A 24699-nucleotide genomic window follows, 5' to 3' on the forward strand; every position below is an offset into this window, starting at 1 on the left:
GCACCCCTAAGACCGGATTCAAACCCATAGTCACCTGGCCGAAATCTCGCAGAACCCCTTGGCTGGCGGCGCGTATTCTCGCAGCATCACCAAACACGCCCCAGCCCGTGCGAGCCGGAGAGTATCCAGCTCGCGCACGTTTTCGTCCAGTGGCGTGCAAGAGGAGCACAAAACATGAAGAACCTGTGGAAGAACGGTGCAAGTGCAGCTGCTGCCGCCGCTATCGTTGCAGCAGCCGTAGCATCTCCCGCATCCGCAATCACCAAGGAAGAGCACTACCCGGAGACTCCGAAGCTCAACCCGACCCTGCCGATCGTCAACACCACTCACGGTAGCGACCACATCAAGGCCAACGTCCTGAACCCGCACCCGGTATGCAACTCCGGCGAGGACTACCGCACCGTCGTCTACAAGGTGGACGACAAGTTCACCCCGGCGGGCACCATCTCCGCCACCAACCAGTCCAAGAACACCATCCCGCTGACCCAGGAGCTGTCCAAGACTCAGACCATCTCCATCAGCATCAAGGGTGACCGCACGGAGACCACCAGCGTCAACCTGGGCGGCGAAGGCTCCGCCAAGGACGCCAAGGGCAGCGTTGGCATCGCCTACGAGCTGGCAAAGACCATCGGCGCTGAGGCTTCCTACTCCCTGAGCTGGAACGTTGGCCAGACCGTTGGCCCGTACGACGTCCCGGCAGGCCACACCGGCGAGGCCACCTACGGCTTCCGCACCATCAACATGACCGGCACCCAGCAGTTCTGCAAGGCCAACGGCACCTGGTCCACCCCGACCCCGTGGTCCGCGCTGACTCCGATCAAGAACCAGGTCAACGTGAAGCTGTACGGCAACCCGGCTGACTCCGCTGTCCCGGCAAAGCCGGAGGACGCCGAGAAGCCTGCTGATAAGCCGGCCGACAAGCCGGCTGAGAAGCCAGCTGACAAGCCAGCTGACGAAGCAAAGCCGGCTGAGAACGCCGACGCATAAACCCCTTATCGCGCAGAATATCCAGCAGGTTCGAAGGGGCTTGAGCTACTGCTCCTAGCTTTCGCAGGCTATGTCCCTTCACCCCGCCCCTACTAAGTAAGGAACCCCCTCACATGAAGAAGAACGCAGCTTCCCTGACCCTCGCTGCTGCCATTGGCGTGACCACCGCTTTCGCGGGCGCTGGCAACGCTTTCGCTGAAGATGCTGTCGATCCTGGCTTCAACCACGACGTTGCTGTCGCTGAGAACACTGACGCTGCCGAGGCTCCGGCTGATGAAGCTCCGGCTGACGAAGCCGAAAAGCCGTCCGCTGACGAGGCCCCGGCTGCCGAAGCCGAAAAGCCGTCCGCTGACGAGGCTGAGCAGCCCGCTAAGGACGAGGCTGAGCAGTCCGGCGAGAAGTACGACCTGAAGCCGGAGATCCGCGTCGCTGCTGGCAAGGCTGCTGGTTTCGCAGGCCTGGTCTCCATCTCCGCCAAGAACGTTGGCTCCGAGACCTACTACCAGGACTTCCCGGCTACCTCCTTCCGTATCGACGTGCACACCGAGAAGGGACCGAAGGGTGTTGACCGCCTGATCACCCCGGGCTGGTTCAACGGTGCATACACCCGTGACCTGGGCTTCGACAAGGAAAAGTCTGTTCGTAGCTTCGAGGTCACCCTGTCCAACCCGGTCAACCCGGGTGATTCCCAGCTGCTGGCGAACCTGAACTTCGGCGATGGCAAGACCAAGCTGGGGCGCCTGGTGAACTACATCACCGTCACCCAGACCGGTCGTCTGGAAGAGGACAAGTCCACTTCTAACGACCAGAACGTCGACTCCCGTGAGATCACCACCACCGACGTTATGCACAAGCCGACCAAGGGTCTGTTCTAGTCTGATCTCTGATCGGATCTCTGATCTGAATGGCTAACTCCGTCTAAACACACTAAGGCTCCCCGCGTCAGCGGGGAGCCTTAGTTTCGTTATCTAGAATTCGCTCTGCACAGTGGGTTTTGCCAGATGGCTAGGAACTGAAGGCGCTGGGTCTAGTTTCTACCTTTGTTAAGGAAGCATCCAGTTCGATTCACCCTTCAGCAGGACGCGAATCGCGATAGCCAGCAGCAAGCCTGGTGCGAGCAGTAAGCCGAACCATCCAGGTGCAATGTTAGACAGTGAGGACGAGGGGGACGGGGTGCCTTCCGTCCGGGCAGCTTGTGCCGGCGCAGCTACGCCAGCGCTGATGGATGCGGCTGCGATACCTACTGCCAAAGCCTTGCGGATCTTCATTGGGGGGTGTTCCTTTCTGGGCATTCGTGCGGTCACAACCAGTCAAAACCAGCTATGGGGGAAGCGGGTTTCGTAAGTGAAATCGATCACCGAGCCCCCAGCCTTAGCTTTCGGGGCGGATTCAGGCGCGATTGGCGCTGGATCGAGGTTGCGACAGACAGCTTTCGGCGAAAGTTCGGGCGCAAATGTCGTTAGAACGGGAATACGTCGGACGGTTTTCAAACCGTAGGGCGAGCGCGTCTCTCTGACCAGGCATTATGTATAGATGAAAATGTGTTTAAATAACGTATTCTCGTTCTAGCGACATTTGCCCAGAAACCGGCGCCCGCTCGCCTCGACAGTATCTAGCTCCGGCGCCCTCCCCAGCGTTAGCCTTCGGAGTAAGTCGCTAATCCCGGTGCTGACGGTAGTAGGCGATGAGGTCGTCGGTGGAGGAGTCGCCGGCGTCACTACGCTCCTCACCAGTAACCGCAGGCAACAGCGCGTTTGCCTGCTTCTTGCCGAGCTCCACCCCCCACTGGTCAAAGCTGTTGATACCCCAGATCACGCCCTGTACGAAGACAATGTGCTCGTACAGTGCGATCAGTGCGCCCAGCGTCTTCGGGGTCAGCTTGTTGGCCAGGATCGTGGTGGTCGGACGGTTGCCGGGCATCACCTTGTGCGGGATCAAACCGGGGGCCACACCCTCCTCCTTCAACTCCTCGGCGTTCTTGCCGAAGGCCAGCACGCGGGTCTGGGCAAAGAAGTTGGACATCAACATGTCGTGCATGCTGGTGGTTCCGTCGGCGGCGACTGCATCGTCGTGCGGGTTGACGAAGCCAATGAAGTCAGCCGGCACCAGGTGCGTGCCCTGGTGGAGCAGCTGGAAGAAAGCGTGCTGGCCGTTCGTGCCGGGCTCGCCCCAGTAGATTTCGCCGGATGGTACCTCCACCGGGGTGCCGTCTAGCTGCACGGACTTGCCATTGGATTCCATCGTCAGCTGCTGCAGATAGGCGGGGAAGCGCGCCATGTCCTCGGAATACGGCAGCACTGCGTGCGACTGCGCTCCCAGAAAGTCGGTGTACCACACGCCCAGCATGCCCATCAGTACCGGAATGTTCATCTCCAGTGGCTCGGTGCGGAAGTGGTCGTCTACCTCGTGGAAGCCCTCCAGGAAGCGCATGAAGTCCTGCGGCCCAATGGCGGCCATCAGGGACAGGCCAATGGCGGAATCCACGGAGTAGCGGCCGCCTACCCAGTCCCAAAACTCGAACATGTTCTTCGTGTCGATGCCGAAGTCCTGCACCTTTTCCGCCGCGGTGGAGACGGCCACGAAGTGCTTGGCGGTGATGTCACGGATGGCGTCGTCCCCCTCGACGTCCACGCCCTCATCGGCGAGGTTGCGCAGCAGCCAGCGGCGCGCGGCGTGGGCGTTGGCCAGGGTCTCAGAGGTGGTGAAGGTCTTGGAGGCAATGACGAAAAGGGTGGATTCGGGATCCAGCCCGTCGAGAGTGCCGGCCACGTCCGCCGGGTCGATGTTGGAGATGAAGTGCGGCGTAATGCCGGCCGTCATGTAGGGGCGCAGTGCCTGTGCAGCCATCGCCGGACCCAGGTCGGAGCCGCCGATGCCGATGTTCACGACGTGCTTGATGGTGTGCCCGGTCACGCCCTGCCAGGAGCCGGAGCGGAGCGCCTTAGCGAAGTCGCGCATGCGGCCCAGCACTGCGTGCACGTCGGCGGCCACGTCCTGCGTCTCGTCGGCTCCGACTGGGATGCTGAACTCGCGGTCGACCGGAATGCGCAGCGCGGTGTGCAGCACGGCACGATCCTCGGTGGTGTTGATGTGCTCGCCGTCGAACATGGCGCTGCGGTAGTCCTCCAGGCCACGGGCGCGCGCCAGGTCCAGCAGCAGGCGCAGTCCGCGCTCGTCGATGAGGTTCTTCGACAGGTCTACGTGCAGCGGACCTACGTTGTAGGTCATGTCGCTGGAACGTCCCGGCTGTTCGGTGAAGAGCTCTCGCAGTTGGGTGCCGCGCGTTGCGTCGGCATATTCGGTGAGCTTCTTCCATTCCCGTGTCTTATGTGCGGCTTCGCGTTGTTGTGGCATAGGCACAGCTGGGCTCCTTTCGTCGCTGTAATTATCACTTTCCACGGTAGTGGAAAAGGTGCAGGCTCGTGGCGGTCTGCAAGCCTGCTTCCGAAAGACGCGTATATGTGGGTGTATGACTTCACTCAACATTCCTTCTGAATTCAGCACTACTCTTCAGGCCGCGGGGCTTTCCTTCGAGGTGCCCACGGGCTTGTTCTTAGGTGGGGCCTGGCGCGCCGGGTCTGCCGGTGAAACTATTTCGGTTATTGACGCCGCCACGGGGAAGCCCTTCGCGGATGTCGCCGCGGCGACAGAGGATGATGCGCGAGAGGCCATGGATAAGGCCGTGGAGGTTCAGGCGGACTGGGCCGAATCCACCCCGCGGGAGCGTTCCGAGCTTCTGCGTCGGCTGTTCGACCTGGTGCACGAGCACGCGGATCAGCTGGCGGCTCTGCAGTCCCTGGAGCTGGGGCGCGCGCTGCCAGATTCCAAGGGTGAGGTGACCTACGCCGCCGAGTACCTGCGCTGGTTCAGCGAGCGAGCGGCGGCTATCGCTGGCGAGTATCGCGTGGCCCCGGCGGGCAATGGGCGCATCGTGACTACGCACCGTCCGGTCGGGCCGGTGCTGGCGATCACCCCGTGGAATTTCCCGCTGGCGATGGTGACCCGCAAGCTAGCGCCGGCGCTAGCGGCGGGCTGCACCGTGATTGCCAAGCCGGCGCAGCTAACTCCGCTGACGATGCTTTACTTCGCGGAGCTGGGGCGCATCGCGGGCATTCCGGATGGTGTGTTCCAGGTGCTGCCGACGTCCTCGGCGCGCCGCGTGTCCGCCCTGTTGGACGACGACCGTCTGCGCAAGCTGACGTTCACAGGTTCCACGGAGGTCGGCCAGGCGCTGGCCGCCACCGCAGAGCAGAAGACGATCCGCACTTCGCTGGAACTCGGCGGTAACGCACCTTTCGTCGTGTTGGAGCACGCGGATGTGGACAAGGCTGTGGAGCAGGCTATTGCGGCGAAGATGCGTGGCGCGGGTCAGGTTTGTGTGGCCGCTAACCGCTTCATCGTTCACGAGTCCCTGGCCGAGGAGTTCGAGGCTGGGCTGGTGCAGAAGATGAGCGAGTTCGTGATGGGGCCGGGAACCGATTCGAAGACGACGATGGGGCCTCTGGTCAGCCAGGAGCAGCGCGATGGAGTGCGCGACATGGTGGCCAAGGCCGTCGAGGAGGGGGCGCACGTTGCCCTGGGCGGTAATGAGGCCTTGGAGAAGCTGGGGGAGACGCACCCCGACCTGGACTCGAATGGTTTCTGGTATCCCGCCACGGTGCTTACGGGCGTGACGCCACAGTTTGAGATCGCTAATCAGGAGATCTTCGGTCCTGTCGCGGCCGTGCAGCGCGTCTCCAGCGATGAGGAAGCCTTGAAGGTCGCCAACGATACCGTCTTCGGCCTGGCTGGCTATGTGATGGGCGAGGATATGAAGAAGACCCTGCGCTTCGCCGAGCGCATGGAGGCCGGAATGGTCGGCGTGAACCGTGGCGCGCTATCGGATGCGTCTGCTCCGTTCGGCGGAGTGAAGCAGTCCGGCCTGGGCCGCGAGGGTGGTTTCGAGGGCATCGAGGAGTACCTCGACACCGTGTATCTGGCGCTCGACGTCTAGGGTTAGGCTCGGTTAGCGCCTATTCGAGGGCGCTGAGCGTGGCCTCGTGCAGCAGGCCGTTGGTGGCGACGGCGGACCCGCCGTGTGGGCCGTCCTGGCCGTCCAGGGAGGTGAAGCGTCCGCCGGCCTCCGTGATGATCGGCGCCAGCGCCGCCAGGTCCCAGAGGCTTACCTCCGGCTCGGCGGCGATGTCCACTGCACCCTCGGCGACCAGCATGTAGGACCAGAAGTCGCCGTATCCGCGCAGGCGCCACGCAGAATCCGTCAGGCTGATCAGCTGCTCGCGCTTGCCGCAGTCCGCCCAGCCGGAGAGCGAGGAAATAGCAATCGAAGAGTCCGCGACCTGCGCGACTTTTGAGACTTCCAGGCGGCGGGCACCCACCGACGGCATCCCGCCGTCTGCGTTGCCAGTGCTGCCAGTGTCTCCCGTGTCGCCAGTGTTACCAGTGCCGCCGGTGGCAGCGGCGCTCGCCGGGGTGTTAAACAGTCGCCATGCGCCGGCTCCCTCGGCGGCCCACCAGCGGCGCCCCAGTGCGGGGGCGGAGACGACACCCACCACTGGCTTGCCGTCTACCAGCAGGCTGATCAGCGTGGCCCACACGGGCACGCCACGGACGAAGTTTTTGGTGCCGTCGATGGGGTCGATGACCCACTGGCGCCCGGCGAAGGTGACGTCGCCGCCGAATTCCTCGCCCAGCAGTGCGTCCTCCGGGTGATGTGCGGCGATGAGTTCCCGCAGTTCCTTTTCCACGGCGGTGTCTGCGTCGCTTACCGGCGTGAGGTCGGGCTTCGATTCAACGCTCAGGTCGTTCGCCTCGAAACGTGCCATGGTGATCGCGTCGGCTGCGTCGGCCAGCGAGAGTGCCAGGGTTAGGTCATCTGCATATGGGGAAACTGAGTCCGTCATGAGACACATGATAACCCCGTGGCGCAGGTAAAGCTATGGGGTTTGTGTGACTGGTGTGGTGAGGGGGATAGGTGAGCTTCTCGCTAGGCTTCGCGCAGTGCCTTAACAGCATGTTCTACTGCATCGGGCGCCCCGGCAATGAACCAGGTGGTGCCGTCTTTTTCTTCCTTCTTAGCGACGCCCCCAGCGCCCTCCACCAAAGCGCGCCCAGGCAGCCAGTCCCAGCTGGCCACGCTGTGCTGCATCCAGCAGCCGAGCTCGCCACCGGCCACGCATGCTAGATCGATGGACGCAGACCCCAGCATGCGCAGCGTGGCAAACTGCGTGCTCACAGCCTTCCAGTTGTTCAGCCGGGTGGCGTCCGCGATATCGGTTGGGTGCAAGTAGCCACCCAGGCAGGTCAGTTCCGCCGAAGTATTCGGCAGACTGATCTCGGCGGCGTCACGAGTAGTAGGAATACCCGGACCACCAAACCACGTGTAGCCCATCGCCGGACGGTGAACGGCGCCGAACAACAGGGCGTCCGGATCATCGGGAGAACCTTCGACTAGAGCCAGGGCAGAGCACCAATAATCCGAACCAGTAGTGAAGTTGTACGTGCCGTCGACCGGGTCGATCACCCAGGTACGACCGGATTTCGACTCCACGGCGGTGCCCTCCTCTCCCAACAGACCATCGTCGGGGCGGATCGCGCGCAGCGCATCTGCGATGAACTTCTCGGCCGCGCGATCCGCAGCGGTGACAACATCGCTAACGGACGACTTTTGCTCCGTATCCAAGCCCGTCTGGCGCATACGCCACGCCAAACGGCCCGCGTTATAGACCAACGCCTGGGCCAGATGGTGGTCGGAGTCATCGACATGCGCCACGATGAACGTCTTGATGATTGCGTTCAGCATGTCCTCTGGGATCGGGGAAGAAGAATCAGAACCGTTAGTAGCCATACATTCCATTGTGCATGTCGCCGGGTAGACTTGCGCATTATGCAACCGGAAGTTTCTGCAGACCTAAGCGACCTGGACGGCACCCTAACCACGATCGAGAAGGTGCTGGATCTCGACGAGCTGGGCGACCGCGCCCGCGAACTGGAGGAAAAGTCCGCCGACCCGTCCCTGTGGGACGACCCGGACCACGCGCAGCAGGTCACTTCCGAACTCTCCCGAGTGCAGTCAAAATTGAAGAAAGTCAAGGGGTTACGCCAACGCCTGGATGACCTTCCGGTGCTCTACGACATGGCTGAGGAGGAAGCCGGGGACGATCCGGACGCGGCTCAGGAAGCGGTGCAGCTGGCCGACACGGAACGGGAGGAGCTGCGCCAGGAGATCGAATCGCTCGAGGTCACGACGATGCTGTCGGGGGAGTACGACGAGCGTGAGGCAGTGCTGAACATCCGCAGTGCGGCCGGCGGCGTGGATGCCGCCGACTGGGCAGAAATGCTGCTGCGCATGTACACCCGCTGGGCCGAAAAGGCCGGGCACAAGGTGGAGGTCTACGACATCTCCTACGCCGAGGAAGCCGGCATTAAGTCCGCGACCATCGTCATCCACGGCGAATACATGTACGGCACCCTCTCCGTGGAGCAGGGAACCCACCGCCTGGTGCGCATTTCCCCCTTCGACAACCAGGGCCGCCGCCAGACTTCGTTTGCCGAGGTGGAGGTGCTGCCAGTGGTGGAGCAGACCGACCACATCGACATTGACGAAAACGACGTACGAGTGGACGTCTACCGCTCCTCTGGCCCCGGCGGGCAGTCGGTGAACACCACCGACTCAGCGGTGCGCCTAACCCACGTGCCCACCGGCATTGTGGTGACATGCCAGAACGAAAAATCGCAGATTCAGAACAAGGCATCCGCTATGCGGGTGCTGCAGGCGAAGCTGCTGGAGCGTAAGCGTCAAGAAGAGCAGGCCGAAATGGATGCGCTGAAGGGCGACGGCTCGAACTCCTGGGGTAACCAGATGCGCAACTATGTGCTGCACCCGTACCAGATGGTGAAGGACCTACGCACGAACGTCGAGGTCAACGACCCCAGTAAGGTGCTGGATGGTGACCTCGACGGCTTCCTGGAGGCCGGCATCCGCTGGCGCATGGCGCAGCAGCAGGAAGCACAGGCCTAGCGCGCCGGGCTGTACGCGAGCGCGCGCCGGGCTGCGTGCCTGGCGGTGGCTGAGCCAGGGCTGCGTGCCCGGTCAGGCTCAGCGCTGCGCCTTAAGGGGTGAGGCCGTGGATGTAGCCGAAGCGGTGCTCCGTGGTGGAGATCGCCTGCTCTAGCAGCAGCGGCAGCAGCTCGCGGCGGCCATCGGGCAGTACATCCTGATCCAGAATCACGGAGCCGGACTTCGCAGCGGCCTCGTAGAACTCATCCGGAGCCTCACCCAGCGAGCGGACGCGCACGGACTGGGCGATGGCGATTTCCTCGGCAAAGTCGCGATCGGAGGAAGTGCGCATCTGCTCGCCGAGCTCGCCCCACTCGCGGGCAACCTCCGGGTTGGCGGAGATATCCAGTTCCGTGCCCGTAGCAGCGGAGGCTAGCTTCAGGCGCAGCAGATCGCGCGGGTTGGCGCCCTCGGAAACGCGGACGCGCAGCGGCTCGAGCAGCGGCTTGTAGCGGAACACGTTGGACTCCACGACCAGGGCCGTCTTGTCGTGCTCCACGCCAAACTCGGTGGACATGGCGTAGGCATCCGATTCTGCGGCGCGGCGCAGCCAGACGTGATCGTCCTTGGACAGGGCAGGGGAGCCCAGGCCGCGGATCTCGCGCAGCAGCTGCGTGATGTGCGTCGGCAGGGTGCCTGCAGCCAGCTCGCTCAAGTCGCCCTCGGTCCACACGCCTTGCTGGGCGACGTAGTTCGGGCCACCGGCCTTCGCGCCGCTACCCAGAGCGGAGTTCTTCCATCCGCCGAAGGACTGACGCTGCACGATAGCGCCGGTGATGCCGCGTTCCACGTAGGCGTTGCCAACCTCCACGCGCTCGCGCCAGTAGGCGGTCTCGTCCACGTCGATAGTGTGAATGCCGCCAGTTAGACCGAAACCGGTGGAGTTCTGCCATTCGATGGCTTCGTCCAGGGTCTCGGCGTGCATGATGCCCGCCACCGGGCCGAAGCATTCGTGGGTGTGGAACCAGCTGCCCGGCTTCACGTTATCGCGCAGGCCAGGGGACCACAGGGTTCCCTCATCATTGAGCTTGCGGGGCTTGACCAGCCACTTCTCGCCCTTATCCAGTTCGGTCAGGCCGCGCAGCAGCTTGTCGCCCGGCTCTTCGATCACGCCGTTCATGAACGTGGAGATGTCGGAGCCCGGGCCGACCTTCATGGAACGCACCGCATCGACCAGCTGGTTGATGAAGCGCTTGGACTTGCCAATCGAACCGACGGTGATGATCAGCGAGGCGGCAGAGCACTTCTGACCCGCGTGGCCATATGCGGACTTGAAAATATCCGCCACCGCCAGATCCGGGTCAGCTGCCGGGGTAACGATGATCGCGTTCTTGCCGGAGGTCTCCGCGTTAATGACCATGCGCGGCTTCCAACCGCGGAACAGTTTCGCGGTCTCGGAAGCTCCGGTGAGGATCACGGACTCGACATCCGGGTGGCTCACCAGGCGCTTGCCGGCCTCGGCCTCGTCGGCGTTGACCAGCTGCACCAGGTCCTCCGAGATGCCAGCCTCGCGCAGAATCTCCATGAAGACCTCCGCGATGCGCAGTACCTGCGGCGCAGGCTTAATGATCACACAGGAGCCGGCAGCCAGGGCCGCGAATACGCCGCCCAGCGGGATGGCGATGGGGAAGTTCCACGGCGGGGTGACCACCACGGACTTGTACGGGGTGAACACCGATCCGCGGACGTGGTCCAGCTGGCGGGCGCTCTCTGCGTAGTAGCGGGCGAAGTCGATGGCCTCGGAAACCTCGGGGTCGGTCTCGGCGACGGTCTTGCCCGCCTCAAACACCGCAGCCGAAATCAGCTTCGAACGGTTGTTGGCCAGGGCATGTGCTGCCTGGTCCAGCAGCTCTGCACGCTCGGCGCCGGTCTTCTGCGACCACTGTGCAGAAGCCTCGCGGCAACGGGCGACGGCGGCGTCAATAACCGCAGGGTCAGTAACCTCCGGGGTCTGGGCGGGGCCAGGATCGCTCGACGGATCGACGATCTTGAGCGCCCACTCGCGGTTGGCGGGCAGCGTCGGGTCGGTATCGGGCTCGTTGACGAAGTTGCCGGGCAGGCCGTCGGACTGGCAGCCCTTCTTCTCTGCCTCTTCCTTCAAACGGTTCTGGGTTCGACGCGAACCGGCGAAGGTCTCCCAACGGTCGCGCACGGAGTTGCGGAAGCGCAGCTCCTGGCCCTGCATCGGAGTCATGCCGGTAACGTCGGTTTCGTCATCCTCTGGCGTGAACAGCGCGTAGAGGAAGTTCTGCTTCGCACCGTTTTCCTCCAGGCGGCGCACCAGATAGCTGATGGCCACGTCGAAGTCTTCTTTCTTGACCACCGGGGTGTACAGGATCATGTTGCCGGCGACGTCGCGCACCGCCTCGGACTGCGCGGGGGACATACCCTGCAGCATTTCCACGTCCAGCTGGTGCTCGACATTGCGGACGACGGACAGCTCGTGAGCGAGGGCCAGGTGGTAAAGGTTGTGCGAAGCCACGCCGATGCGCAGATTATCTGCGTGCTCTGGCTGCAGCACCCAGTCCAGCAGGCGGATGTAGTTGGCGTCCACCTCTGCCTTTGTGAGGTAGGGCGCCTGTGGCCAGTCGTGGACCTCGGAATCCACGCGCTCCATGGAAAGGTTGGCGCCCTTCACCAGGCGCACCTTGATCTTCGCGCCGCCCTTGGCGCGACGCTGCGCGGCGAACTCCGCCAGCTCCTGTAGAGCGTCGAAGGTGTCGGGCAGGTATGCCTGCAGCACAATGCCGGCCTCGAGGCTCTGGAACTCTTCTTCATCCAATAGCTCGGTGAACAGCTTGATGGTCAGGTGGAGGTCCTTGTACTCCTCCATGTCCAGATTGATGAAGGGGTGTGGGTCGCGCTTCATGGCCTGTCGGTACAGCGGGCGCAGGCGATCCTTCAGACGTTCGATGGAGCCCTCGAAATCCCAGTGATTCAGCTGGCTGACCACAGAGGAGGCCTTGACGGAAACGTAGTCCACCCGAGGGTTCTTCAGCAGATCGAGGGTGTTGTCTAGACGGCGCTGCGCCTCAGCTTCGCCAAGCACGGCCTCGCCCAGCAGGTTGAGGTTCAGCTGGAAGCCCTTATCGCGGTAGTCGTCTAGCATGCGGTCCAGCGCCTTGGATTCCGCATCCAGCACCAGGTGGCCGACGGTGGCGCGCAGGTAGGAGCGCGCGATCGGCATGACGATGTTTGGCAGCAGCGGGGCGGCGATGGAACCGGCGGTAACCAGGATGGAATCGACCAAGCTCATGAACCCCGGCACCGGCTCGGTGCGCTTAAACGGGTTGGCGATCTTGGCGAATTCCTTGGCCGAAACGTGGTTGTCCTCGGGGCGGGCCACGCGGTCGACGAAAGCGAAGGTGAATTCCACACCGTCGGGATCATGCACCATGTCTGCCAGTTGCTTCGTGGAGGCGGAGGTTTCTTCGACCTCCAGCCACTGTTCGGCACGGTGGATGGCCTTGGTGACCACCGCTTCGACATCGGAGCTATTTGGTAAAGGAGTATTAGCCTGGCTGTTCAACGCCGACCTCAATTCTTGGATCGTTGGCCAAGGCACAATGTGGGGCCTGGCCAAGCGGTGTGCAAGGTACGTTTTCCACACTAACGATTGGGGTCTGGCTGGGCTACCACGGGGTTGGGGCAGCGCAGTGTTGAACCAGTGCAGCAGCCTACGGCGCCGGGTAGTCCATCGGCGTACCGGGGCCGAGCGGCAATCCGATCATCCACCAGAGTGCGAAGAACAGGAACCAGCCGACCAGCATGGCGATGGAGTATGGCAGCGCCAGGGACATTAGCGTTCCGATGCCCGCCTTCTTGTAGTAGCGCTGCAAGAAGGTCAGGGCCAGGGCGAAGTACGGGCTCATCGGGGTGATGATGTTCGAAGGAGAGTCGCCGATACGGAACAGCATCTGGGTGACCTCGGGGGAGAACCCGACGTACATGAACATCGGTACGACGATCGGCGCCATAAGCGCCCACTGGGCGGAGCCAGAAGTAATGAAGAGGTTCACCAGCGCTACCAGGATCACAAAGGCGCCGAAGAGCAGCAGCGGTGGTAGATCGGCCTTCTGCAGCAGCTCTGCGCCCTTAATGGCGGTCCAGGCGCCCAAGTTGGATGCCTTGAACCAGGCCAGGAACTGGGAGACTGCGAAAAACAGCACCATCATCGGCAGCAGGGTCTTCAACCCGCGTGCCATGAATTCCGGAACGTCGCTGGCCTTTGTAATGGACTTAATGCCCAGACCGTAGACCAGGCCGAGGATCAGGAAGGCAGCGCCAATGGGCACGGCCACCGCGGTGATCAGGGGGCTGGACATCACCTCGCCGTTCTCGCCTTGGAGCGGCGAACCCGGAACAAACAGCAATGCAAAGTAGATGCCCGTCATGATTATGGCGACGAAAGCGGTGATCCCCAGTGCGCGTGCCTCGTCGCGCTCGAGCCTCAATGCGGCGGTGATCTTTTCCTGCGGTACGTCTCCAGCGAGCTCGTCATCGCCGTCGCGGCCGGTGTTGAAGGTGACCTCCGAGTAGTCGATCTCGTCGTGGTCCACCAACTCCTGGGTGCGCTTGTTCATGTACGCTTCCGTCAATACCGTGATGATCAGCGCCAACACGACCGCGCTGACGGCTACGAAGAAGTAGTTGGCTAGCGGCGAGACGAAGTATTTATCGTCGACGATGTGGGCCGCCGAGGTGGAAATGCCACCCAACAGCACGTCGGTGATGTTCAGGACTAGCGAGGAGTTAAACCCGGCTGAGGATGCGGCAAAGGCCACCATTGCGCCAACGATCGGGGAGCGACCCACTGCGCGGAAGGACACTGCGCCTAGCGGAATGAGGATCACGTACACAGCGTCAGAGGCTACGGAGCCCGTCACACCTGCCAGAGCCACAACAAAGGTCAGAAGTGTCGGCCCGACTCTAGAGACCGTTGCGCGCACTACCGCGCTGATTAGGCCAGAATGCTCGGCCACGGCCACGCCCAGCATGACCGTAATAATCAAGCCCAGCGGTGGGAAGGTGACGTAGTTGTCCACCACGCCGGAAAGGATCTCCTTGAGCCCATCAGAACTCAGCAGGTTGACGATCTCTACCTTCTCGCCGTTTTCTGGGTTCGTGGCGCTGAGGCCAATCCTGTTGAAAATGAAACTGGAGACAAGGACTAGCCCGCCGAGGATGACGAATAGCCAGAACGGGTCGGGAAGTTTGTTGCCGACTTTCTCGATGAATCCGAGGAAGCCCCCGGGCTGATTGCTCTTTGTAGTTTCTTCTTTTGTCTGCGTATCGCTCAAGGGTTCTTCTCTCTTGTTGACGCCAAACGCCTTAATCGGGTTGGGTTGCGACTTTACATTCTGGGGTGCCGCGGGACAGCAGAAGCCCAGAATCAACGGAGCCGTACGAAGCCTCAGGAGTAACAACAGTCACTTTGGACTATCTTTGCCTCACTAGTTTCGCTACACTGTGTGCTCGTGATCACCTTCGAAAACGTAACCAAGAGCTATTTGTCTTCCGGGCGGCCGGCCCTGGACAACATCACCCTGGACATTGAAAAGGGCGAGTTTGTCTTCCTCATCGGCCCGTCTGGCTCCGGTAAGTCCACGTTTCTGCAGCTCATCCTGCGCGAGGAAAAGCTGGATTCTGGAGACCTGCACGTCGCCGGCTACCACGTGAACAAGATCAAGGGGCGGGATGTGCCGAAGCTGCGCCAGCGTATTGGCTATGTCTTCCAGGACTTCCGCCTGCTGCCGAAGAAGACCGTCTTCGACAACGTTGCCTTCGCTCTCGAGGTTATCGGCAAGAAGCGCGCGGAAATCCAGCACTTGGTGCCTGCGGCATTGAAGACCGTTGGCCTCGACGGAAAGGAAAACCGCTTCCCGCACGAGCTGTCGGGTGGCGAACAACAGCGCGTGGCGATCGCGCGGGCGTCAGTAAATAAGCCTTTGGTCCTGCTGGCGGACGAGCCGACAGGCAACCTGGACCCCGATACTTCATCTGAGATCATGATGCTGCTCAACCGCATTAACCAGAACGGTACGACCGTGGTGATGTCCACCCACGACGATGTGGCGGTGGACTCTATGCGTAAGCGCGTGATCGAGCTGTCGAAGGGCAAGCTTGTCCGCGATGACGAGCTCGGTATGTATGGCGTGGGCCACTAATACGGAACAGTACGGATCAGTAAAGATCAGTAGGGAACAGTAGGGAAACATTAATGAAGACCAACTTTGTGTTCCGCGAGGCGTTTTCGGGCCTGCGTCGCAACATGACGATGACGATCGCCATGATCATCACCACCTCCATCGCGCTGGCGCTGCTGGCCACCGGCTTTCTGCTGAGCGCAATGACGGAGAGGACGAAGGACATCTACTTCGACCGCATTGAGGTGATGGTGCAGCTCGACGATAAGATTTCGAGCTCCGACCCAACGTGTGCCTCTCCGGAGTGCTCCGAGATCAAGCAGCAGTTGGAGGGCGACGAGGCGGTGAAGTCCGTGACCTTCCGTAACAAGGAGCAGTCCTACGAGCGCTTTGTGGAGTTGTTCGGCGAGTCCGATCCGCAGCTAGTGGAGCAGACGGAGAAGGATGCGCTGCCCGCCGCCTTCCACGTGCGCCTGGCCGACCCGGAGAACTCCGCGCCCATCGACGCGCTGCGGGACAATCCGGCGGTGACGAACATCGTGGATCAGGGCGACAACCTGGAGGCCGCGATGCGCAACCTGGACTCCATCCGCAACGCCTCCTTTATCGTGGCCGCAGTTCAGGCCATCGCAGCGATCTTCCTGATCATGAACATGGTGCAGATCACCGCGTACTCGCGCCGCAGTGAGATCAGCATCATGCGCATGGTCGGCGCTTCGCGCTGGTACACCCAGGCTCCGTTTGTCCTGGAGGCCATGATGGCCGCCCTGATCGGTGCGGTGCTGGCGGTTGGTGGCATGTTTGCCGCGAAGATCCTGGTGGTAGACCGCGCCCTGAAGGCCGTGTACGACCAGCAGCTGGTGGCGCGCGTGACGAACAGCGACCTGTGGCTGGCCGCGCCGTTTGTGGTGCTGGTCGGCGTGGTCGTGGCAGCTATCACCGCGCAGGTCACCTTGCGCTGGTATGTGAAGAACTAGCACTGCGCCCTCGCTAAGCCAGCGCTGCTTAGCGCGCTTAAGCATTTTCGCTCGAGGGAGCGCCCGGTGGTAGTGTGTGGCTGTCATGGCAGCAAAAAAGAGCACTCCCACCGATTCGGGGAAATCGAAGGGGAAAAAGAACAAGGCCCAGAAGGGCACAGGTCAGAAGGGGACTGGCCAGATCGTCGTTGCCACCAACCGCAAGGCGCGCCACGATTACCACATCATCGATACCTACGAGTGCGGTGTGGTGCTGGTGGGTACGGAAGTTAAATCTTTGCGGGAGGGCAAGGCTTCTCTTGTTGACGCCTACGCCACCATTGATGAAGGCGAGGTCTGGCTGCGCGGACTTCATATCCCGGAGTACTCCATGGGGCACTGGACGAACCACAGCCCCCGCCGTACCCGCAAGCTGCTGTTGCACCGCCGGGAGATCGACTCGCTTATGGGCAAGGTACGCGACGGAAACAACACTTTGGTTCCGCTGCAGCTGTACTTCGTTGCCGGCAAGTTGAAGGTCGAGCTGGCGCTGGCGCGCGGTAAGCAGGAATACGACAAGCGCCAGGACATCAAACGCCGTACAGAAGAGCGTGAGATCACGCGCGAGATGGGTCGGCGAATCAAGGGGATCCAGGGCTAGGGTGCGGTAACGCATAGGGGACCTCTATTGAACGGGGGGGTTTGTGTTTTGATACTTTCGGGCGTGTGAAAAATGACGACGTCGAGCATTGGTCCCTTAAGCATCCTGAGTTCGGGCTGCTTGAGCTCTTTATCGGCGAGCCGGATGCACTGCGGAGAATCGACCCGGACTTCCCCGCGTCCGATAAGAAAACTGACGCGGAAAACAGTGCCGCGCCGGAGGCGGAAGAGGTAACTGAAGATGCCGCGGGGGACGAGGGGGCGTCCACAAGAGAAGACAGCGAGAAGCTCCACAAGAAGCTGGCAGAGAAACTAGACGACCTCGATAAGAACCGTCAGCTACTCGTGCGTCGCGACGGGGTAACGATCGCAAGGTACAAGAGCCTCGAGAATCAGAAGATTGACCTGGGTAAAAGCGAGGCGACCGTTAAGGCTGGAAAATATGGCGGTGAGATGACGCTCAGCGCGCCGTACCTGGGGTGGACCTCGAACTTCCTGGATAGCTGGATGATCGAGGTTAAGGTGAAGGACGACGAGGGGGTGGTGGTCTTCGACCCGCCTGAAGGCTCGCGGGCGGCGAAACGCTGGGAGGCGATGGAGGAGTCGCCGTTCAAGCGCTGGTTCTTTCCCCTGATTACCGGGCTGGGGAAGGGCGGTTGGGCGCTGGCCGTGATCGTGCTGGGGCCGTTAGCTTCGCGATTGATCTCGTGGCTATTGAGCTTCGTGCCGGACTGGGATATCGATATCCCGTGGCCGGACATTAATCTTCCGTCGATCCCATGGCCGGACATTAACCTGCCTTCCATTCCGTGGCCGGAGATCAACCTTCCCTCGATTCCCTGGCCGGACTGGCACATGCCCGAATGGATGGAGCCGATTCTGCGCGTGGTGGAATTCATGGCGGATTACAGCAAGGTATGGGTGCCTGTGGTGATAGGCATTGCGGTCGGGCTAATGGCGGTGAAGAACAACAAGAAGTCCAAGGAGCGCAAGGCGAAGTGGCAAGAGGAGCAGAAGGATTCTTGAATCAGCGCCACACGCGGGTGTAAGGTTAGATTTCCTGTTGTACAAGCGTTTCCGCAGCAGGAATCACGGGGTCGACTTGGTTTCGACTTTGTGCATTGAGCCAGGGGAAGCGTGCCGGTGAAGGCAGATGACCACCGATTTTAAGCGTCGCTGCGATTTTATAAGCGCCGAGAACACTCAGCGCGACTACGCTCTCGCTGCCTAATTACAGCGACCGCGTGTCTGTCAGCCCGGGTATGTCCCTGACCCGGTAGCTGGCATCGACTTAAGGGACTTGCCGCACGGCTTTGTTGCTTGGGCCGTGTGGGACACCTTTCGAGCAACTGGGCCCATCATCCAGGCTGGTTCGTGAGCGCTGGAGGGTCGAGCAGAGGTCACGTGCGAACTGCGCACGGAGAAGCCCTGGCGAGGTCGCAAAGGACCCGGGTTCAATTCCCGGCGGCTCCACAGAACGCATTTCCCCAGTTCAGAAATGAGCTGGGGTTTTGTGTGTTCAATTAACAAGCTGGAATTGGAATGCCATCCGCTTTCAGATATTTAGGGAGAAAGCCATAATGTGCCTCCCAAACATGGTGCTGGTTTAGTTTAGTGTGCAGGGGGGTACCAGTTGCGACCCTCCGATCTAGGGCAACCGCGTATCGTTCAGCGGCTAGCTTAGAAGTGAACGCCCCCACTAGTTCTGGATCAAAATCGTCTGCTCTTCTTTCTTCCTCCTGGGCAGGTCCAGATCTGAAAACCAGAAAGATTACGTCGGACGGAAGTTTTCTGAGTAGGGTCCTATACCAGTCTTTAATGGTTACTTCTTCAATCCAGCAGCTGTACTTTTTTGATTCTACATATTCGGCCATTGCGTCTGCTTGTTTTCGATTACGTGCAACACCGACGAAGTCTTCTTGAAGAGTTTCCTTTTGGTGAGAGAAGAGTGCGAACGCGCTCGGGTAGGCAGCTTTAAGCATGGGGTCTCCTCAGGCTCTACAGGCAGCGCGAATTGCATGAGTATTGATAGCGGAATTATAGATTCCATCGTTGGAGGGGGTGGCTGAATCAAGGAGAGGGGTGGGGCTGATCGGTTAGACTTGCCCGCATGGCAGCGCCCGAGACACAACCGCAACCCAGCTGGCGCTTTGCCGGAACCTTCCGGCCGTACCAGCAGCGCATCCTCGAACGCTTCGACGACCTGAAGCAGGATCACCGCATCCACATCGTCGCCGCGCCCGGATCTGGCAAAACGATTCTCGGACTGGAACTCATCTGCCGCCTCGGCCAACCAGCCCTGATCCTGGCTCCCACCATCACCATCCGCGACCAGTGGATCGATCGTTTCGCATCACACTTTCAACACAACGGCGCATCGAACCCGCGGGGGTGGTGTTCCACCTCGCTGCACAATCCAGCCTTCCTGACGGTCATCACCTACCAGGCGCTGTATTCCGCATACACCCAGGCGCTCGACGAGGAAACGGGGGAGGACTTCGCGGACCTTAACATCCTGGACGCAGTCCGCGACATAGGTACGGTGTGCCTCGACGAAGCACACCATCTGCGATCCCAGTGGCACCGCGCCCTGACAGCCTTCATGAACCAGCTGGACCACCGAAAAGCAGAGCTCAACACCATCGCGCTGACGGCGACCCCGCCGTATGATTCCACCCCCAGCGAATGGCAACGCTACGAACAGCTGTGTGGCCCTATCGACGAGGAAATCTTCGCCCCGGAACTCGTGGCCGCCGGTAACCTGTGCCCGCATCAGGATTACGTCTACGTTACGAAGCCCAGCCAGGAAGAAGAGCAGGAAATAGCCGAGCTGCGCCGGCGTGGCAACGAAGTGTTGGTAGACCTGCAACGTCAGGGCATCTTGGCCCAATTGGCGGAGGATCTCGGCCGGCTCACGGACGAACAGTTACAGGTGGCCCTCGACGACGAGGAGAATTTCTACGCCCTCAAAATCCTTCTTGCCGCTGCTGGGTACCCGATTGCGCCGCATATCCAGGCGATACTCAGCGAAAAGCGCCCTGAACTCGCCGGCGAGCTGGGGCTGCAGTTCGTCATCGACCATCCCGACTTCTTCCGCGCCAGCTCGTCGGTAGCCTCCGCTCTGCGGGCGAACAACCTGCTGAACAAGGGGAAGATCTCCGTCACGGGAGAGAAGAAAGTCAACCGCATCCTCACCCATTCCGCGGGCAAGATCCGCGCCGTCAGTGACATTGCCGAAGAGGAAGTCTCCGCGATGTCCGAAAGCCTGCGCATGGTGATCCTCGCGGATTACGTCCAGCGGGATTACCTGTCCAGCGTGGGCAGTGACGATGCTCTGGTCCACGTGGGCGTCATCCCCATCTTCGAAGCATTGCGACGGCGCGTAGGCGGCACCGCAAGAATCGCCGCCATCAGCGGCTCAGTGATCGTCATCCCGCGCACGGCGCTGGACGAGGTGAAACGCTTTGCAGAGGACCTCGATGGGGAAGTCACCGGCGCCAAGAACCTCAACGATGAGTATGTGGAGGTGCGCTTTTCCGGTGGCACGCGGGTATCCGTGCCCGCCATCACCCGCGCTTTTCAAGATGGACTGTTCACGATCCTGGTGGGCACCGCCGCGCTGCTGGGGGAGGGGTGGGATTCACCCTGCGCCAACGCGCTCATCATCGCCAGCTCCGTACGTGCGTTTATGCTGACCAACCAAATGCGTGGCCGGGTGATTCGGGTGGACCCCGCCGTCCCGGATAAGACCGCGAACATTTGGCACATCGCGACGTGCGAACCGAGCAAAGGTGCCGGGCGCGGAGCATGGCTCGACCAGTTGGCACAGAACGGGGCGCAAGCGCTGAACGTCGGTACAGGGGACTCGTTGGATGTGCTGGGCTCACACGACGTGCACTCGCTGCAGAAGCGCTTCGAGGCCTTCGTAGCGCCGCGCGCCGATGCGCCGGTAATCGAGAACGGCTTCGATCGCTGCTACGCAGAGCCACCCGTCCGCGCCTACCGCAGCATCGATGCCGCCAACGGACAGATGCTGGCGCGAGCCTTCCGTCGAGACCTGATGCGCAACCAGTGGCTAGAGGCTCTAGACATGGGGAATGTGCCGGATGGTCAGCCCTACGAGATGCAGTTCCACATCGACGTTGAAAAGCCCGCATCGGCCGGGGTGGTGCCTTACCTGGACGTTATCCTGGGCTATATCTTCTTCCTCGCGGTCATGTTCGGCCTGGCAGTGGGGCGCGTCCTGCCGCACCTCCCGGTCGGGGGCCAATGGCTGGCGTTCGGGGTGCTTGCGCTGCTCGGCGGTGCGGCGGTACTGATGCGCACCCGGAAGGTCCAGCAACTGACGGATACCAGCAAGCGCCTGAAAGCCGAGGCCACGGCGCTGGTACGCACGCTGAGCGCCCTCGGCTTGATCGAAACCCGCAACCTCATGGCGATCGTCGACGAGGGCGCTATCGGGGCGAATGTGCGCCTGTCCGGCGGAACCTTCGCCGAAAGGAAGCTTTTTGCGGACGCCATAACTCAGTTATCTGGGGAGGTCCGCAACGCGCGCTACCTCATTGCGCCCGCGCATCAGGTCCGCATCCGCGGCATCTTTTGTGCCCAGTCGGTGCCCGACGTGCTCGGCACGCGTCGGGAGAACGTGGATGAGTTCTTGAACCAACTGCAACGCATGGGCTTGCCGATGCGGGCGGTGTATACCCGCAGCCAGGAGGGCCGGGAGTTCCTTCTGCAGGCGCGCAAGCTCAGCGGATCTAATATTGCAGCCCGCCTGGCAAGCCAGACGCGGCGCTACCAGAAGCAGTCACCGTTGGAATTTCCTATTGTCTGACCTCTCACACTATTCTAAGGTGCATGAATGCAGTCCTAGTCGCCGTCGTCGTCATGCTGGCCCTCGCCCTGCTTCGGGTGCATGTGGTTCTGGCGCTTTTCATCGGAGCTATCGTCGGTGGTCTCCTCAGCGGCCTTGGCCTTGACGCCACGATGGTGGCCTTCCAGGAAGGCCTCTCCGGCGGCGCGAAAATCGCGCTGAGCTATGCCCTGCTTGGCGCCTTTGCGATGGCCGTCGCCAGCGCAGGGCTGCCCAAGCTTCTGGCGGACTCCCTGCTGGGGAAACTGGGCGTCACCAACGAAGAAACAAAGAGCCGCGCCGTCGCCGTAACGAAATGGTTGATGTTGGCCGGCATCCTCGCTATGGCCGTGATGAGTCAGAACCTCATCCCTGTGCACATCGCGTTCATTCCGCTGATCATCCCGCCGCTGCTGAGCGTGTTCAACAAGCTGCAGCTGGACCGCCGTCTGGTCACCTGTATCCTGACGTTCGGCCTGATCACCACGTACATGTGGATCCCGCTGGGCTTCGGCTCGATCTTCCTGAACGACATCCTGCTGGGCAACATCGACAACGCAGGCATGAACACCGATGGCATCAACGTGATGAAGGCCATGGGCATCCCGGCGCTGGGTATGTTCTGTGGTTTGCTGATCGCGGTCTTCATCACGTACCGCAAGCCGCGCGAGTACGAAGAACGCCCGATTGTGGAGGTCGAGACCGACCCGGACGGTGAGGTCTCCCGCTACAAGATCCTCGTCTCCGTCATCGCGATCATCGCCACCTTCGCCGTGCAGGTCGTTATGCAGGCTATGGACATGGAGGCCGATTCGCTGCTGATCGGCGCTCTGGTGGGGCTGACGATCTTTATGGGCACCGGCGCGGTCGATTGGAGGAAGGCGGACGATGTCTTCACCGCCGGTATGCGCATGATGGCCCTGATCGGCTTCATCATGATCACCGCCCAGGGCTTCGCCGCGGTCATGCAGGCCACCGGCGAGGTCGAGAGCCTGGTCAACACCTCCGCCGACCTGTTCGCGGGCAACAAGCCCGCCGCCGCCCTGGTGATGTTGTTGGTTGGCCTGGTGGTCACCATGGGCATCGGCTCGAGCTTCTCCACTCTGCCGATCGTCGCAACGATCTACGTGCCTTTGTGCGCATCGATGGGCTTCTCGCCGCTCGCCACCGTGGCGATTGTGGGTACTGCGGGTGCTCTGGGTGACGCCGGTTCCCCGGCCTCCGACTCGACCCTAGGCCCCACGTCGGGTCTGAACGCGGATGGCCAGCACGACCACATCCGGGATTCCGTGATCCCGACGTTCCTGCACTTTAATATTCCGCTGCTGATCGCCGGCTGGATCGCGGCGATGGTTCTGTAGCTGCTAGAACTCACCAGCAGGTAGGGCGTTGGGAAAACAGGGGAGCACCAGGGGGGAGGGGCGCTAGTAGCGCACAACCAGGTTGCGTGCGTCCGTCGGCCCCAGCAGGATCTCTGGCGCCAGGCCGAAGTTAGTCCAGCGGGTACGGCTCGCCCAGTCCAGCGCTTCTTCGCCCAGGTTGTGGCGGAAGTTCACGGCAATGCCGTCGGAGTAGAAGCGTAGCTGGGTGGCTCCGGTGGGCCAGTTTTTCGCCGCGGGGGTTTCCAGGAATACTGCGTGGGTATCGACGTCTGGCTTATCTCGATGAGCGCGGTGAGTGTGGCCGGTCAGCACCAACTTCACGCCCGGCGCCGCTTGAATCATCTTCTGCAGTCTGATCAGATCCGGGTCACGCAGAATAAAAGCAGGTCCGGCAGCGTTCGACCAGCCGGCCTCGCGCGTCATGGGGTGGTGCAGCATCAGCACGGTTGGCTTATTTGGGTCGCGGCGCAAGAAGCCTTCGATCTGGCGGAATTGCTGTGGCTCGATCCGCCCGCCAGACTTGTCCAGTTCCGTGGAATCAATGCCGATCACGCGCACGCCCGCGGGCTCTAGATCCATCATCCAGGCCTGTTGTCGTGGCTCGAAAACGTCACCGAAGGGGTCGAAGTGTTCTTTGCCGTAGGGGGTGGCGGTTTCGTAACCGGAGGTGTCGTCGGCTTTGTGCGGCCGGTCGTGATTGCCACGGGTTACGCGCCATGTGCCGGAGAACGTATCCAACATTTCCTTGGCACGCCGTACCTCGGCCGGGCGGGCTTCACTCGTGACATCGCCATTGACAAACAGGTGTGTAGCGCCACAATCCTCAGCGGTCTTAATGACCGCATCCAGGCACACCTCCGGGTAGGGTGCGGATTTCGGGTTGGGTACCGCCGGCGGTGGAAAGCCATCGAACCACAGGCCATCCTGAGCCTCACCCATGTGCACATCGTTCGCCACGACCACGGTCTGCAGTACCTCGCCGGACAATTTAGGCAAGGTGGTGAACTCTTTCTTCTTCTCCTGGAAATAGTTGTGTGTCGCGTTGGCTTCGATGCCGTGGGAGGAGGCGCTGAAGCGGTACTTGGTCTCCGGCTGTAGGCCTTCGATAGTCATGATGTGGAAGAAGGTGTTCTTCTCTGAGCGCACAATCTTCGTATCCTGCGGGTTATTTTCCGGCCATACGCGCAGCGTGCCTTCGGTCGGCATGCCCACAGGGCGCTCAGCGATGCTCACCTTTGCGTCCCACGTCAGCCAGCTAATCGTCACTGAATCCTCCGTAACAGTGACTACCTGCAGGTCACCGGCCAAAAAAGAACCGTTCGGCCCAGCGCCCTTGTGCCCCATAACCCAGCCGGTCTCGGAGCTGCCGATGTTGCTTGGGGTGAAGCTCGCCGACCCCGCCAAGTTTGGAGTGCTAGCGGATCCCAGGGCTGAACTCCCGGCCAACCCACTGCCCGCCAGGCCGGAACCGCCTGCGCCTGTGCCTGGTGCCGCACCGGCCTTCGCAAGCGGCCCCACCACGAAGGCTGCGGAACCGGCGCTGAAACCCAGCGCTTTGAAGAATCGGCGTCGAGAAAAAATACCTTTACTACCCATGAAGGCAAAGGGTAAAAGGCGTGCGTGACCAGCAACCGGCCTAAAGGCAGCGGGTAGGGAAAGG

General features: G+C 61.5%; 18 protein-coding genes and 1 other RNA gene. 11 read left to right on the forward strand and 8 right to left on the reverse strand.

All coding sequences use genetic code 11. The annotated features are described in order from the left end of the window. Window positions 1–174: 174 nt before the first annotated feature. Together CJEIK_RS02350 and CJEIK_RS02355 are read left to right on the forward strand one after the other, a co-directional pair. On the forward strand, window positions 175–987 hold the full coding sequence (locus CJEIK_RS02350; RefSeq protein ID WP_005294348.1) for a hypothetical protein: 813 nt from the start codon (window positions 175–177) through the stop codon (window positions 985–987). Between the two features lie 113 nt (window positions 988–1100). Continuing rightward, window positions 1101–1862, forward strand: coding sequence for a hypothetical protein (locus tag CJEIK_RS02355; protein ID WP_005294346.1), 762 nt, complete (start codon window positions 1101–1103; stop codon window positions 1860–1862). Between the two features lie 168 nt (window positions 1863–2030). Here the strand turns inward: CJEIK_RS02355 and CJEIK_RS02360 are convergent, their stop codons facing one another. Together CJEIK_RS02360 and pgi are read right to left on the reverse strand one after the other, a co-directional pair. Continuing rightward, complete coding sequence (locus tag CJEIK_RS02360; protein ID WP_005294343.1) at window positions 2031–2255, reverse strand: hypothetical protein; 225 nt, start codon at window positions 2253–2255, stop codon at window positions 2031–2033. 388 nt (window positions 2256–2643) lie between these two features. Beyond that, entirely contained in the window at window positions 2644–4341 is a 1698-nt protein-coding gene (gene pgi, locus CJEIK_RS02365) for a glucose-6-phosphate isomerase (protein WP_005294341.1), read from the reverse strand. A gap of 115 nt (window positions 4342–4456) precedes the next feature. Between pgi and CJEIK_RS02370 the strand changes: the two genes are divergently transcribed. Next, window positions 4457–5980, forward strand: a complete 1524-nt coding sequence (locus CJEIK_RS02370) for an NAD-dependent succinate-semialdehyde dehydrogenase (RefSeq protein ID WP_005294336.1) — start codon at window positions 4457–4459, stop codon at window positions 5978–5980. A 19-nt stretch (window positions 5981–5999) separates the two neighbouring features. On the opposite strand, the gene CJEIK_RS02375 is transcribed toward CJEIK_RS02370, so the two are convergent. Then, on the reverse strand, window positions 6000–6887 hold the full coding sequence (locus tag CJEIK_RS02375; protein WP_005294333.1) for an inositol monophosphatase family protein: 888 nt from the start codon (window positions 6885–6887) through the stop codon (window positions 6000–6002). An 83-nt stretch (window positions 6888–6970) separates the two neighbouring features. Next, window positions 6971–7840 (reverse strand): inositol monophosphatase family protein, encoded by an 870-nt coding sequence (locus tag CJEIK_RS02380; RefSeq protein WP_011273134.1) that lies wholly within the window; start codon window positions 7838–7840, stop codon window positions 6971–6973. Window positions 7841–7870: 30 nt separating this feature from the next. Here CJEIK_RS02380 and prfB point away from each other — a divergent pair, with 30 nt between their 5' ends. Continuing rightward, the gene (gene prfB, locus CJEIK_RS02385) at window positions 7871–9004 is read left to right on the forward strand and encodes a peptide chain release factor 2 (protein WP_005294329.1); all 1134 of its coding nucleotides are present in this window, start codon (window positions 7871–7873) and stop codon (window positions 9002–9004) included. Window positions 9005–9095: 91 nt separating this feature from the next. On the opposite strand, the gene CJEIK_RS02390 is transcribed toward prfB, so the two are convergent. Both CJEIK_RS02390 and CJEIK_RS02395 read right to left on the reverse strand, forming a co-directional pair. Then, window positions 9096–12572 (reverse strand): bifunctional proline dehydrogenase/L-glutamate gamma-semialdehyde dehydrogenase, encoded by a 3477-nt coding sequence (locus CJEIK_RS02390; protein ID WP_034964816.1) that lies wholly within the window; start codon window positions 12570–12572, stop codon window positions 9096–9098. Window positions 12573–12720: 148 nt separating this feature from the next. After that, the gene (locus CJEIK_RS02395) at window positions 12721–14343 is read right to left on the reverse strand and encodes an AbgT family transporter (RefSeq protein ID WP_172544883.1); all 1623 of its coding nucleotides are present in this window, start codon (window positions 14341–14343) and stop codon (window positions 12721–12723) included. Window positions 14344–14520: 177 nt separating this feature from the next. Here CJEIK_RS02395 and ftsE point away from each other — a divergent pair, with 177 nt between their 5' ends. The 5 genes from ftsE to ssrA all read left to right on the forward strand — a co-directional run bounded on the left by ftsE (window position 14521) and on the right by ssrA (window position 18281). Next, window positions 14521–15210 carry a cell division ATP-binding protein FtsE gene (gene ftsE / locus CJEIK_RS02400; RefSeq protein ID WP_034964874.1) on the forward strand — a complete coding sequence of 230 codons (690 nt, stop codon included), beginning with the start codon at window positions 14521–14523 and terminating at the stop codon, window positions 15208–15210. A 53-nt stretch (window positions 15211–15263) separates the two neighbouring features. Next, the gene (gene ftsX, locus CJEIK_RS02405; RefSeq protein ID WP_005294319.1) at window positions 15264–16166 is read left to right on the forward strand and encodes a permease-like cell division protein FtsX; all 903 of its coding nucleotides are present in this window, start codon (window positions 15264–15266) and stop codon (window positions 16164–16166) included. Between the two features lie 85 nt (window positions 16167–16251). Continuing rightward, complete coding sequence (gene smpB, locus CJEIK_RS02410; protein ID WP_005294317.1) at window positions 16252–16806, forward strand: SsrA-binding protein SmpB; 555 nt, start codon at window positions 16252–16254, stop codon at window positions 16804–16806. 65 nt (window positions 16807–16871) lie between these two features. After that, window positions 16872–17831: a hypothetical protein gene (locus CJEIK_RS02415; protein WP_005294315.1), complete on the forward strand. Its 960-nt coding sequence runs from the start codon at window positions 16872–16874 to the stop codon at window positions 17829–17831. Between the two features lie 67 nt (window positions 17832–17898). Next, window positions 17899–18281: a transfer-messenger RNA gene (ssrA, locus tag CJEIK_RS02420) on the forward strand. A gap of 47 nt (window positions 18282–18328) precedes the next feature. Here ssrA and CJEIK_RS02425 read toward each other — a convergent pair. After that, window positions 18329–18787: a hypothetical protein gene (locus CJEIK_RS02425; protein WP_143336408.1), complete on the reverse strand. Its 459-nt coding sequence runs from the start codon at window positions 18785–18787 to the stop codon at window positions 18329–18331. A gap of 128 nt (window positions 18788–18915) precedes the next feature. On the opposite strand from CJEIK_RS02425, the gene CJEIK_RS02430 reads away from it, so the two are divergent. Together CJEIK_RS02430 and CJEIK_RS02435 are read left to right on the forward strand one after the other, a co-directional pair. Beyond that, a complete protein-coding gene (locus CJEIK_RS02430) occupies window positions 18916–21639 on the forward strand; it encodes a DEAD/DEAH box helicase family protein (protein WP_005294314.1) in 2724 nt (907 codons plus the stop codon). A 23-nt stretch (window positions 21640–21662) separates the two neighbouring features. After that, the gene (locus tag CJEIK_RS02435) at window positions 21663–23018 is read left to right on the forward strand and encodes a Na+/H+ antiporter family protein (RefSeq protein ID WP_005294311.1); all 1356 of its coding nucleotides are present in this window, start codon (window positions 21663–21665) and stop codon (window positions 23016–23018) included. A 63-nt stretch (window positions 23019–23081) separates the two neighbouring features. Here the strand turns inward: CJEIK_RS02435 and CJEIK_RS02440 are convergent, their stop codons facing one another. Continuing rightward, window positions 23082–24635 carry a metallophosphoesterase gene (locus tag CJEIK_RS02440; RefSeq protein ID WP_034964812.1) on the reverse strand — a complete coding sequence of 518 codons (1554 nt, stop codon included), beginning with the start codon at window positions 24633–24635 and terminating at the stop codon, window positions 23082–23084. Between the last annotated feature and the right edge of the window lie 64 nt (window positions 24636–24699).

Source organism: Corynebacterium jeikeium, from assembly GCF_028609885.1.
GTDB classification, from domain to species: Bacteria; Actinomycetota; Actinomycetes; order Mycobacteriales; family Mycobacteriaceae; genus Corynebacterium; species Corynebacterium jeikeium.